This window comes from Pedobacter sp. CFBP9032, from assembly GCF_034045265.1.
Classification (GTDB): Bacteria; Bacteroidota; Bacteroidia; order Sphingobacteriales; family Sphingobacteriaceae; genus Pedobacter.
In genome coordinates this window covers 140,803-153,381 of the sequence record NZ_JAXCWE010000004.1, presented here as the reverse complement: position 1 = coordinate 153,381, position 12,579 = coordinate 140,803, and the positions used below count along the sequence as shown (strand labels likewise).

Here is a 12,579-nt window from a genome sequence, read left to right as displayed (position 1 = left end):
AGTGATTAGATATATATTAACACTGATTTAGTCACGCTATAGTTTTAAACCACAAAAGCCAGCAATTTGCTGGCTTTTGTGGTTTAAAAGATTTATTTACTTCTTATCTACGCTATACTTTCCTGGCCCAATAAAAATTAAAGCAAGAAATACAATGCCTAATTCTATAGCATGACTCGCGCCACCCAATCCATCACCTTTACCAAAGTGAACCAAAGCTGCTATGATCATGGTGAAAACAAGGGAAATGCATGCTGGTCTAAAAAACAAACCCACAATTAATAAAAAGCCACCAAATGTTTCGGCTACGGCAGCCATAAAGCCCCAGAATGTAGGTAGAAAGTTTACCCCTACTACTTTCATGCTACCTCCTAATTGTTCCCAGCCTGAGGGGCCGCCGGCTAATTTCGGAAAGCCGTGAATAATAAACATGATGCCAATACCAATGCGCATCAACAGTAAGCCCGTATTGCGGTATTTACCTAAATTATCAAAAATTGCCATGTTATAAATATTTAAATTGAACGTTATTTGTTTCTGTTTTTAAAGAGACCTCCGCACCCAAAACCATACTTAGGTTATTTTCAATATGTCCGGTTGGAAAATTGAAACAAACCGGGTAATCATATTCCTTTACAATATCCCAGATCACCTCATCTACCGTTTGCCCGAACGAAATTTTCTCCGCTTCAATTTCGTTAAAAGCACCAATAATCAAGCCGTTCAAATTAGCCAGTTTTCCAGCCCTTTTTAACATTCTCAGCATCCGGTCTATACTGTATTCGTGTTCGCCAACATCCTCCAGAAAAAGAATTTTATTGTCAAAATTCATTTCCGAAGCAGACCCCTGTAACATGGTAATTAGGGTTAAATTTCCACCAATTAATAAGCCGTCTGCCTCGCCCGGCCGATTACTAAATTCACTTTCGTAAACATAAGTCTGTTTTTCACCGAATAAGGCTTTTCTTAAAGAATCTAAAGCTTCAAATGTGCTTTCTTCAAAAGTATAAGGCATTTGGCCATGGATGCATTGTATCTCGCTTTGCGCAATAATATGAGACAACAGCACTGTAATGTCGCTAAAACCAACTATCCATTTTGGGTGTAGGTTAAATTGTGTAAAGTCGAGCGCATCAATAATGCGAATAGTTCCATAACCGCCCCTGCCGGCAATAATTGCTTTAATGGAAGAATCATCCAGAAAATGTTGAATATCTGCTGCTCTTAACTCATCCGTTCCGGCAAATTGATGGTGACTGGCATAAACGCTTTCGCCAATAACTACTTCAAGTCCCCATTCCGTTAAAAGCGCTATCGCTTTATCAATAGACTTTGGTAATTTCTTCGCCGGACAAACCAACGCAATCTTATCTCCTTTTTTTAAATATGGGGGCTGCTTAATCATCTTCAAAACACTTATCTTTGCCAAATTAATAAAAATTGTTTTGGATAATAGTAAAATAAAAAGATATACCGTAACGGCAGCACTTCCATATACCAATGGGCCAGTTCATATTGGGCACCTGGCAGGTGTTTATATTCCTGCAGATATTTATGCCCGTTACCTGCGTTCGAACAAGCGTGACGTAAAGTTTATTTGCGGATCTGATGAAAACGGTGTTCCCATTACGTTAAAGGCCAAAAGAGAAGGAATTACACCGCAAGAAGTAGTAGATAAATACCATAAAATTATTGGCGATTCTTTTAAGGAGTTTGGTGTTTCTTTTGATATTTACCACCGTACATCATCACAAACGCATCACCAAACCGCATCAGATTTCTTTAGTACCCTATATGATAAAGGCGTTTTTACAGAAGAAGTTACCGAACAGTATTACGATCCTTCTGCAAAACAATTTCTTGCAGATCGTTACATTACGGGTACTTGCCCAAAGTGTGGGAACGAAAATGCTTATGGCGATCAGTGCGAAAACTGTGGCTCAACACTTAACGCTACAGACCTGATCAATCCCAAATCTACCCTTTCCGGCGATCAGCCCATTCTTAAAGAAACTAAAAACTGGTTTCTTCCGCTGGATAAATATGAAGAAAGGTTAAGAACTTATATTGAAAGCCATAAAGAATGGCGACCAAATGTTTATGGCCAGTGCCAAAGCTGGTTAAATGCCGGTTTACAACCACGGGCCATGACTAGAGATTTAGATTGGGGTGTTCGTGTACCACTTCGCGATGCGGAGGGTAAAGTATTATACGTTTGGTTTGATGCCCCAATTGGTTATATCTCTGCTACCAAAGAACTTTGTAATTATGCCAAATTGGATGTTTGGAATCCAAAGGCAGAAGAGTATTACATTAACAATTACGAAAGTGATAAATGTGGTTGGGAAGAGTATTGGAAAAGTGATGAAACCAAATTGGTGCATTTCATCGGGAAGGATAATATCGTTTTCCACTGTATTATTTTCCCTGCTATGCTCATGGCGCATGGCGATTATACCCTTGCAGATAATGTTCCGGCAAATGAATTTTTAAATCTTGAAGGCCAAAAGATATCTACTTCAAAAAACTGGGCAGTTTGGTTAAACGAATATCTACGTGAGTTTGAAGGCAAACAAGATGTTTTACGTTATGTGCTTACGGCTACCGCTCCGGAAACCAAAGACAACGACTTTACCTGGAAAGATTTTCAAGCTAGAAATAACAATGAATTAGTAGCCATTTTAGGTAATTTTGTTAACCGGGTGGTGGTGCTTACCCATAAATACTTTAATGGAGTAGTACCTACCTGTATGGAAATTACACCAGTAGATCAAGCGGTAATTGATGAATTGGCTGGCTATCCTGCAAAAATTTCTGCATCGATAGAAAACTATCGCTTCAGGGAGGCCTTATCCGAAGTAATGAACGTAGCCCGCTTAGGGAATAAATACCTGGCCGAAACAGAGCCTTGGAAATTAATTAAAACGGATGAAGATCGGGTTCGTACCATTCTGCACCTCTCGCTTCAAATTGCGGCTAATATTCAGGTTTTAATTGAACCATTTTTGCCTTTTACCGCCGAGAAACTAATGAATATGCTAAAAGATGGTGGCAATGATTGGGATGATGCTGGTCGTGTAGATCTATTAAAACGCGGCCATGAAATTGGAGAAGCAGTACTTTTATTCGAGAAGATTGAAGATGCGGAGATCGATTTTCAAATCGAAAAGCTCAATCAAAGCAAATCAACAAATGCCGCCAACAGCGCCGTAGCTATACCAGCAAAAGAAAATATTAATTTTGATGATTTCTCTGCTATGGATATTCGCGTAGCCACAATTGTTGCTGCAGAAAAAGTAGAGAAAACTAAAAAACTTTTGAAGCTGACGGTTAATACCGGTATAGATGAACGTACTGTAGTTTCGGGTATTGCCGAACATTATAAACCTGAAGATATCATTGGGAAGCAAGTAAGCATCATTGTAAATTTAGCGCCGAGAGAAATTAAAGGTATTTTATCACAAGGGATGATTTTAATGGCTGAAAATTCAGCAGGAAAACTTACTTTTGTAGCACCTGCAGAAAAATTTGAAGCAGGTAGCGTAATAAGATAATATTGTTACTAATTGCGATTTTAGTTTTTGCATTTGTAAATCTAAAATCGTAATTCTGCAAATCTAAATTACCTTGGTCCCGTAGTTCAACGGATAGAATAGAAGTTTCCTAAACTTTAGATATGAGTTCGATTCTCGTCGGGACCACTTCCTTAGATTCAAACCAGAACATTGTCGCGCAAATCGTTGATTTTCAAGACTTTGTTTTGGTTTGTATAGCACGTTAAGACTCATAGTTGTTCATTCTGAATGACTGGTTTTAGTGAGACGAATATTTACTGTTTCTTGTAAAGCACTGTAGGTCAGTAGATTGATTGAATATCAAAACTAGAATTATTCCGAAATGTTCGGGTGCTGGATTATTTTGTAAGGTATTGATTTACAGTTCGTTCGACTGACGAACATCTTGATGACTCACTGGCTCAAATGTACATTTGTTTAATTTTAAATGTATCATTATGAGTTACAATTTTCATCTTCTATTCTATCTGAAAAGACCAAAAAATTTAATCAAGGGCGAGATGATGCCCATCTATTTACGGATTACCGTGAAAGGAAAACATTCGGAATATTCTGTCGGCAGGGAAATTATTCCCAGCTTCTGGTCTGCGCTTAAAGGGAAAGGCACTGGCTTGCGCGAAGAGATCCGGGAACTTAATGATTACTTGGACACGCTAGCCTCAAAAGTTCGACGTTTTCATACCTCTCTTGTTGAAAAGGAAGATGAGGTGACAGCGGTAGTCTTGAGGGATCATCTTACCGGAAAGAATACGTCTAACCATAGCCTACTGAGACTTTATCAGAAGCACATTGACAATATGGAAAAACTGATTGGTAAAGGATACAGTAATAGCACGTTTCAAACCTATCAAAGTTCCATCAGACATGTTAAGCAATTTCTTCAGCTCAAATATGAGGTTCAGGACATTAACGTCAAAAAGGTAGATTTTAAATTTATCACCGATTATGAGCTATTTCTTAGGATAGATCGAGGAAATAATGCAATGTCTGCCCGGAAATATATTGTTCACCTGAAAAAAATCATGCTGTATTGCCTGGGTGCCGGGTTGATTGTTGGTAATCCATTTTTAAATTATCGCAATACTGCTAAAGCTAAGGCAAGGACTTTTCTAAATATAGAAGAGTTGGATCGGATCAAAAACAGGGAATTTCCACTTGAGCGTTAAACATCGTTCGAGACATTTTTATATTCAGTTGCTATACAGGCCTTTCTTATATTGATGTGAAGCAGCTTCGCCCGGATCAGATTACGAGAGGCGATGACGGTAATTTATGGATATTCATCAAACGGCAGAAAACGGAAACACCTTGTCACATCCCCTTGTTGGATGAGGCAAAAGTAATTCTTGACAGGTATAAGAATCACAGGATATGCCGATGGAGAAAAGTGGCGTTGCCAGTGCTCACTAATCAACGCATGAATGGTTACCTCAAAGAGATCGCAGATCTTTGTACCATCACTAAGGTACTCACTTATCATCTGGCTCGTCATACTTTCGCAACCACTATTACGCTTTCCAATGGTGTTCCGATTGAGACCGTATCCCAGATGCTCGGGCATAATAGCTTGAAAACAACGCAGCACTATGCGAAGGTGATCGATACAAAAGTTAGTACTGAGATGTTTGCATTACAGGAGAAACTGTTAGACCGAGATAAGAAGGAAGAAGATACTGGTGATACGAAAGTTATGAAGCTTTTTAGATAAGTTGATATTCGAGAAATTGAAAAAATTTTGTTTAGGTATGGCATAGTCATGCTTCGTTCCACAGCATTTTCTTTAGGTATAATGAGGTCTAATGTTGAATTGGTAATTAAAAAGTAAATGGTTTCGCTAATCTAGTTTGAGAAATTATGATCCAATATCTTATTTTTGTTTTTGCAGTTTTGTGGATTTGATTAAATCAGAACAAAATTTTTGATCCGGTAAGGTTTTGGTTGGGAGAATTTTTAAGACTATTCCAAATAATAATTTTGGGGAGCAAAAGGTTTATTTCAGTTTTTTTACAAACTTTTAGACACATGTGATCAAAACCTTAAAATAAACCAAAAGAGTTTCGAACGCAATTCTTTGGGATACAAGTTAATTAATAAGCAGAAGTCAAGTATCATAGCATGAGCATAGAGAAAGTAAGGTCCCTATTGGGAAAACGAGAAAATATTAGGCTTGAGTTTAAAAAATCTCTGTCCTCAATCCCGTCGAACTTATTTGAGTCTGTAGCGGCAATGCTGAATCGTGAAGGGGGGGAATATTCTACTCGGCGTAGATGATGACGGCACCGTGATCGGTATTATCCATCTAAAGTGGATGGGATGAAAACAGATTTGGTCAATATGGGTAACAATCCGCAGAAACTGGATCCGCCTTATATTCTTTTCCCAGTTATTCATAAGCTTGATGATAAATATATAATACATGTTCAGGTGCCGGAGAGTTCCCAAGTCCATAGCAGTAACAAAGTAATATACGATCGCAGCGATGATGGGGATTTTAGGATATTTCAGGCTAATCGTATCGCGGAAATGCATAATCGAAAAAGAACTCATTATACAGAAAGTAAGATTTATCCTTTTCTGAAATTTGAACATTTTGATAAAGCTATTTTTATAAAAGTGCGAAACCTAATCCGCAGTAACAATGCAAGTCATCCTTGGCTTTCCCTAGATGATAGACAGCTTTTGGAAAAGGCTGGGTTCTGGAGAAGGGATTTCCAGACTAGAGAGGAAGGATATACGCTGGCTGCTGCCCTCCTTTTTAGTACTGACCTTACGATCTTAAATATATTACCTCACTATAAAACAGATGCTTTGCTTAGGGTTAAAGAAGTTTATCGTTAAAAGGCTAACAGATCAAAATCACCGCGAGAATACGACTCCAGCAGCCAAGAAAGACGATTTAATGTCTGCTGTTGAACCATTAGAGAAAATTGAAAATACATTATCAAAAGCTGACAATGGTTTTTTGTACGTCTAAAACGGATGTTTAAGAATCAGATAGACGTTCAAGAAAACAAGATCTTGTTATTATCGTTCAATCTTCTACATTGTTTGATAATTTAGAGTTATTATCATTTTAATAAAACATGAAAGCCATAATTGAAGCTATTTATAAACACATGCTTAAAGCGATTATCGTTTCTCAAGTATAAATCTGAAAATGCTGTTGTTTACGCTTTTCTTTCTTGCTATAGTGGAGAGAATAAGCGCCCAAGAAGCTCAAAATATTGCAGACTTGGATTTCTTGTATAAATCAATTCGTCGGTTACCATCTTATAAAAAGCAATTGAAAACTGATACGAGCTATCGGAGACTTTATGAACATATACGCAAGGATCTTAAATCTAATGATGAATTTGAGGTTTATCAAAGATTATTGCAGCTGATTTATCCAATAAAAGACAATCATCTGGGTTTTTATAAAAGGCCAGATTCTTTAGTAAACTTTCAATATTTGAAGCCGAAAATTGATGTGGCTCAAATGGAATTAAAGTATAAAGCGTATCCGACAGATAGTTTGGAAGGAATTTACTCTTACTTTAGATGGAGAAAAGTTTGTTGGCTATAAATATAACAAAAACAGTTTTTACCTACAGAACTTACGAACAAAAGTTGTAGCTGTAATTTTGAACAGGACAGGACAGGGATCTATGGATGCCATTCGATTTTTTGGTCCTCCGGTTCCGTATGTTTTATTCAGAAACGTGAGGTTACAAAATGGAATAATTAGCGGGCTCAATTATAGAAAGGTCGCCTTGCCAATTTGCACCCCGGTTCATTTTAGTGAAGGCAGATACGAGTATAAGGAACTTGACCAAGGAGTTAGGTATTTACGATTAAGTAGTTTTGATTCCAGCAGGGAAAATATTGATGTTGCTACAGCTTTTTTCAATAAAATAAACTCATCTATTAATCCCTACCTACTTATTATTGACCTAAGAGATAATACTGGGGGCGGCAATAAAACATCAGACCAGTTTGCAGATTTTGTAAGAAAATATCGTGGTAGGGTTTTCATTTTGCAAAACAATAATACGGTAAGTAACTCAGAGCAATTTATCATTAATCTAAAAGAGAAAAAGAATGTAACAACATTAGGTGAGACAACAAGGGGCACAATAGCCTACAGTAGCAATTATGGAAAGATAATAGAAATGCCAAGCAAACGTTTCTTATTCTATCCTACAGACATGACTAGTCTTGCAAAATACCTCGCCTATGAAAATATCGGCATTAGTCCATGTCATACTAGATGCCTTCGGAGAAGATTGGATAGACCGGACAATTAAATATATTCATAACAGCAAATGATCAAGTTTGGTAGCTCAAAGATAAAAATGATTTATTTACAATCTATTTTTGCACCGGAGATAAAGTTATGATAATTTCGGATTCTCATATAGCATAAGTTTTCCTCTACTTTTATTGACCAAGTGTTTTCCCGGTTAATTTTCTTAAGTCCTTCACATATGCTAAAGGCAGTGAGACAATTGAAGCAATTGAAAGTTGATTTCTTTTTAATTATTCTTAAATCTTTTGTAGCTTTTATAGTAGCTAGACCTTTATGCAGCCATATGTGAGCTTGTCATGGCAAACAAAAACAACCATCTAAAAAATGAAAAAATATCGAACAGGGCTTAACTTGGTAATGCGTACGTTTTTTCTATTTCTTCAATGAGGCTTTTACCGAAAGACAGATTAGACCTCGCTTTCATGAACCGAAAATTGCTTCCCGAATAACTGATTCTTTATCCTCAATTTCATGCTTTCTATATGATTTTATTGAAAATAATCAGATGGATAAATAAATTACATAAGGAATAAAATCTATCTAAGATGGATCTATTTTTTCAACGCCGAATATTCAATCCATATAATTTAACTTCAAATCAAAAATTATGAAAAATCAATTTCTAAAAAAGCTTTCTCTAAACAAGGAAACACTTGTATCGCTTCAAGATAGGCAAATGCAGGCAGTTTTGGGTGGACAAGCTCAGTTCTATTCAAGTGGGGATACATCCGGGTGTCCGTCTGCAGATTGTAACGACAGTTGCTGTAAAAAATCATGCAAAAAAGCCGAAGAACCAGTAGAGACAGTTAACCCTTAACAACAAACAAAATGAAGAATTTCAAAAAATTAGTACTCAAGAAAGAAACACTTTCAAACTTGCAGCAAAAACAAATGCAGGCATTAATCGGTGGGGCAGCAATGATGAGTAGTGGAACCAGCTCCATGTATACCTGTAGTGGGGATTCATGCATTTGCCCTTCAACACCTTCACCAGCAGAGCAAGCCTTGGAGGCAGCTAGTTGTTGCAAGGGTACCTGTAACTAACAACATCTTAATGTAACGGAACGATATTCGGACTGGCTCCTACCAAAAATTTTTGGAAGGGGCCATTTTTTAAGCCGCTTAAACATGCAAATCAGACATACCTATTTTTTTATAATCATCACTTTAATTTTCATTTATTTTTCACCCTGTGTTTACGGACAATCCACATCACTTTCTGGAACTGTTGTTAATAGTACCTCTGGTCAGCCTATTGTTGCTGTAAGTATTAGGATAGTCTATCAGCAATCTCAATTGGTTGTCATTGAAACAAAAAGTGATGAAACCGGAAGATTTACTATTAGAATTGAACCTTCCAAAAATTTGGAAGTTATCTTTGAGAAAAAAGGTTATAGCACAAAGGTAGTAACCAACGTCACAACCCAATCGGCTACTGATGTGTTGCAAAATGTGTTTTTAGAGCAAGTAACACATTTGGAGGAGGTATCAATAAAAGGCAGAAAACCATTGATTGTATACGACGCTGATAAAATTACTTTTAATCCCCAGAACATGCCCGGACTGGCATCAATGAAGGTATTTGACCTCTTTAAAAATCTTCCAGGCGTTATGGTCGAGAACGATAATATAAGGTTAAATGGTAATACGGACATTCAAATACTTGTGGATGATAGGAAACGGTCATTTACTATTGAACAGGCGGTCAAGCTTCTGAAGTCTATGCCCGCTAATAGTATTAAATCTGTCGAAATCATGAATGGCAAATCAGCAAGGTACGATGCCTCAGGTTCAGGCGGAGTAATCAATATCGTGACAAAAAAGAATGCAGCAGATGGTTATAATTTCAGTCTAACAAATGGCATCTCATTTGATGATTTTGTTGGATCTTTTCATAATAGTAGTTTCAGTTTTAAACGAGACAAAATCTCTATTTATGGCTCCCTTAATTATGATAATGATTATAGTCTTGTTGAAAACCAATCATCCTCAACGTATTCTGGCGGAACAAATGCAGTGCGAACAACGGATAATCAAATAGTAAATAGTAGAACAAAATCTCCATATGTTGATTTGGCCTTAGATTATGCAATAAATAAAATGACTACTGTAGGTGTAGCAGGAAGTATTTACTATGGAAAAACAACAGGTGAGGACAGACTAAGTACAAATCTTGATCCTGTGGATGTGAACTCAGTTATCACAAATAAAGCTTTGAACTTACGCGACAATTTAAATAACATAGACTTTATCTATGTCAGCAAATTTGACTCTTTAGGTTCGAAAGTGAAAATTGACCTCGGCTATATTAGCGGTTTCACCAAAGATCAACCAACAATTTTAAACACCATAACAGACATTTTAGGAAATCGTTCTCAATATAACGTGATTGCGAATATACCCCTTGAAGGTCATCAGTATATTTTTCAACTAGATAACGAGAAAATTTTCAATAAAAATAACACTTTGAAATTCGGAGGTAAGATAACAAGGGGTAGTATAACCAATAACACCAGTTACGACACTTTAAGAAATAATAATTTATATAAAGACTTTAATCGGTCCAGTAACCTTGGGTACAGCGAGAATACTAACGCTTTATATTCTGAATTCAAACACAAATTCAGTCCTTTACTTAGTGCGGTTGCGGGATTACGTTTCGAAGATACAAAGATGATTAATGAAGATTTGATCAGTCGAGGCGAACGTGCCAGATCATTTAGAAACTTCTTCCCAAATTTTTCCCTTAGCTACAACGGAAAGGATATTAAAACAACCCTTACCTTAAATAGGACTATAAACAGACCTTACTACGGTTATCTCAATAACTACGAAAGATATATAGACGAATTTACTATCCAGCAGGGCAATGAAAACCTGAATCCTAGCTTTACTTATGGCATTGGGATCGGAAACATGTATAAGGGCTACTTAACCTTTAATTTTGGTTATCAATATACCAGGAATGTTATACTGTTACAACGTAGGCAAGTCGAAAATTCAATCCTTACACTTGTAAGACCTGAAAATGCAAGCAATAATAAAATGTTTTATTTTACCCTTGCACCAACATTTTCTTTTTTTGATGGTAAATGGAGCGGGCAAGTCTCAATATCTGGATTTTTCTATAAGTCAAGTTTCAATCCAGGGTTTTTTACAAGTTCACTGGATCAAAGGCGGCTCGGCCTGATATATGGCTTTACTTACCATCAAATAGAAATTGCAAAAAAAACATTCTTGGAATTTAGCTATGGATTTTATGGACCTAACCGATCGAATCAAATGTTTATAGCAAGTAGGTCTTATTTTAATACAGGATTAAAAAAAGAATTTTTTAAAGATAAGCTTTCCATTGCCTTTAATGTTAATGACCTATTTAATACTTACCTGCAGGATCGCCAACGATATTATGATGGATATAATTCCCAAGGTATCTATAATCAAAATATCCGAAGATTTAAATTTTCATTAACAGTGAACTTAGGAAAACTGAGATCAGCAACTCCGCCCAATACATCAGCTAAGCAAGAATCTTCCAGGTTTAAATCAAATTAGAAATGAAAATGCTCCAATTAAAAGGAATGTCTGCTCAATGGGGGCAGACAATTCACGACAATTCGAATGTAATCTATAACTTAGGTATAAGAAACGGACTTGCGGGGTTTGCGCTGTTTTTTTATTACAGGTCAGAAAAGTTCAAGCGCAAGGAAGATGAAGAGGCTTTTTATGAATTTTTTGAAGAATGCATCGATAGATTTAACAGGGGATACAGGCACGAGGCCTGGCTATTTGATCTTACTGACCTCATCTATCTTATTCATGAAACAAGACCACGTTTAGCAAAAGTCTATGATGTACACGAACTGTTGATTCAGCTTGCTGGCAGCTTAGAATCTGGCGTTAAAGAATTATTAGAAAATCAGATTTTTGATCCTTTCATTGGTGCTTTTTATCCGGCATTTTGCTTTATGTCAGAATATCCAGATCATTCACTACTAAAAGTATTGCGTGATGCGCTGATTGATCATTCGCAAATCGATAGTGATGGGCTCCATTATTTTAATAGCTGTTTTGCAGGTGAAAAAATCTATCTAAGCATAGGACACGGTCTATCAGCTTACATCGCATTTTTGAGTAACTACCTGGAGATATATCCGGATGATGATAAAGTCAAGCACCTACTCGAAAACTTTCTTAAATTTATAATGAAGCAAAGAAAAGAAGCAGATTTTCCATGCTTTTTTGGGGACTTTGTTGGCGATAAAAACGTCAGTTCGCTGAGTCTTTGTTATGGAGATTGTGGTATCCTATATGCGCTATTAAAGGGGGCGAAAATTACGCAGAATTGTTCAATCTACGAAGAAGCGACGCTAATGGCTATTGCGACTGGGAGAAGATCATTAGACAGAATGGAAGTGCAAAACGATGTATCATTACTATATGGGGCATCTGGCATGTATTTGTATTTTGATTTGATTGGTGAAATCTGCAATAATGATTTTTTGACTAAAGTTGGTGCAAAATGGAAGATAAGAACTTATAGTCTGCTAAGCCAAAATATCGAAGCGATGATAGCCATGGATAAATCCAGACTATTTAAATTAATGTCCTTTCAAGAGGGAGTCACTGGAGCCTTTGGCTCCTTATTGTCAGATAACAAGGCGTTGTTCTTGAAAATACATCATTTGAATTGATATGAATGCTATGAGTAAACGA

At 36.7% G+C, this 12,579-nt stretch carries 12 protein-coding genes and 1 tRNA gene; 11 read left to right on the top strand and 2 right to left on the bottom strand.

All coding sequences use genetic code 11. The annotated features are described in order from the left end of the window. Window positions 1-96: 96 nt before the first annotated feature. On the bottom strand, window positions 97-504 hold the full coding sequence (locus SOM16_RS09380; RefSeq protein ID WP_320463746.1) for a DoxX family protein: 408 nt from the start codon (window positions 502-504) through the stop codon (window positions 97-99). Between the two features lies 1 nt (window position 505). Then, the gene (locus SOM16_RS09375; RefSeq protein WP_320463745.1) at window positions 506-1,405 is read right to left on the bottom strand and encodes an LD-carboxypeptidase; all 900 of its coding nucleotides are present in this window, start codon (window positions 1,403-1,405) and stop codon (window positions 506-508) included. Between the two features lie 40 nt (window positions 1,406-1,445). Here SOM16_RS09375 and metG point away from each other — a divergent pair, with 40 nt between their 5' ends. From metG to SOM16_RS09320, 11 genes are all read left to right on the top strand, one after another. Next, window positions 1,446-3,554 (top strand): methionine--tRNA ligase, encoded by a 2,109-nt coding sequence (gene metG / locus SOM16_RS09370; RefSeq protein WP_320463744.1) that lies wholly within the window; start codon window positions 1,446-1,448, stop codon window positions 3,552-3,554. Window positions 3,555-3,629: 75 nt separating this feature from the next. After that, window positions 3,630-3,701, top strand: a tRNA-Arg gene (locus tag SOM16_RS09365). Window positions 3,702-4,012: 311 nt separating this feature from the next. Next, complete coding sequence (locus SOM16_RS09360; RefSeq protein ID WP_320463743.1) at window positions 4,013-4,741, top strand: phage integrase SAM-like domain and Arm DNA-binding domain-containing protein; 729 nt, start codon at window positions 4,013-4,015, stop codon at window positions 4,739-4,741. A 56-nt stretch (window positions 4,742-4,797) separates the two neighbouring features. Continuing rightward, window positions 4,798-5,283 carry a site-specific integrase gene (locus SOM16_RS09355; protein WP_320463742.1) on the top strand — a complete coding sequence of 162 codons (486 nt, stop codon included), beginning with the start codon at window positions 4,798-4,800 and terminating at the stop codon, window positions 5,281-5,283. Between the two features lie 605 nt (window positions 5,284-5,888). Continuing rightward, window positions 5,889-6,413: a hypothetical protein gene (locus SOM16_RS09350; RefSeq protein WP_320463741.1), complete on the top strand. Its 525-nt coding sequence runs from the start codon at window positions 5,889-5,891 to the stop codon at window positions 6,411-6,413. A gap of 319 nt (window positions 6,414-6,732) precedes the next feature. After that, on the top strand, window positions 6,733-7,140 hold the full coding sequence (locus SOM16_RS09345) for a hypothetical protein (RefSeq protein ID WP_320463740.1): 408 nt from the start codon (window positions 6,733-6,735) through the stop codon (window positions 7,138-7,140). Window positions 7,141-7,198: 58 nt separating this feature from the next. After that, complete coding sequence (locus SOM16_RS09340; RefSeq protein WP_320463739.1) at window positions 7,199-7,861, top strand: S41 family peptidase; 663 nt, start codon at window positions 7,199-7,201, stop codon at window positions 7,859-7,861. A 609-nt stretch (window positions 7,862-8,470) separates the two neighbouring features. After that, complete coding sequence (locus SOM16_RS09335; RefSeq protein WP_320463738.1) at window positions 8,471-8,680, top strand: class I lanthipeptide; 210 nt, start codon at window positions 8,471-8,473, stop codon at window positions 8,678-8,680. Window positions 8,681-8,691: 11 nt separating this feature from the next. Continuing rightward, window positions 8,692-8,907: a class I lanthipeptide gene (locus tag SOM16_RS09330; protein WP_320463737.1), complete on the top strand. Its 216-nt coding sequence runs from the start codon at window positions 8,692-8,694 to the stop codon at window positions 8,905-8,907. Between the two features lie 84 nt (window positions 8,908-8,991). Beyond that, a complete protein-coding gene (locus SOM16_RS09325) occupies window positions 8,992-11,418 on the top strand; it encodes an outer membrane beta-barrel protein (RefSeq protein ID WP_320463736.1) in 2,427 nt (808 codons plus the stop codon). Window positions 11,419-11,426: 8 nt separating this feature from the next. Then, window positions 11,427-12,557, top strand: coding sequence for a lanthionine synthetase LanC family protein (locus SOM16_RS09320; RefSeq protein ID WP_320463735.1), 1,131 nt, complete (start codon window positions 11,427-11,429; stop codon window positions 12,555-12,557). The last annotated feature ends 22 nt before the right edge of the window (window positions 12,558-12,579 follow it).

Coding starts and splice junctions, on each gene's coding strand:
- SOM16_RS09380 (WP_320463746.1), bottom strand. CDS start 504: ATGGCAATTTTTGATAATTTAGGTAAATACCGCAATACGGGCTTACTG.
- SOM16_RS09375 (WP_320463745.1), bottom strand. CDS start 1,405: ATGATTAAGCAGCCCCCATATTTAAAAAAAGGAGATAAGATTGCGTTG.
- SOM16_RS09360 (WP_320463743.1), top strand. CDS start 4,013: ATGAGTTACAATTTTCATCTTCTATTCTATCTGAAAAGACCAAAAAAT.
- SOM16_RS09350 (WP_320463741.1), top strand. CDS start 5,889: ATGAAAACAGATTTGGTCAATATGGGTAACAATCCGCAGAAACTGGAT.
- SOM16_RS09345 (WP_320463740.1), top strand. CDS start 6,733: ATGCTGTTGTTTACGCTTTTCTTTCTTGCTATAGTGGAGAGAATAAGC.
- SOM16_RS09335 (WP_320463738.1), top strand. CDS start 8,471: ATGAAAAATCAATTTCTAAAAAAGCTTTCTCTAAACAAGGAAACACTT.
- SOM16_RS09330 (WP_320463737.1), top strand. CDS start 8,692: ATGAAGAATTTCAAAAAATTAGTACTCAAGAAAGAAACACTTTCAAAC.
- SOM16_RS09325 (WP_320463736.1), top strand. CDS start 8,992: ATGCAAATCAGACATACCTATTTTTTTATAATCATCACTTTAATTTTC.
- SOM16_RS09320 (WP_320463735.1), top strand. CDS start 11,427: ATGCTCCAATTAAAAGGAATGTCTGCTCAATGGGGGCAGACAATTCAC.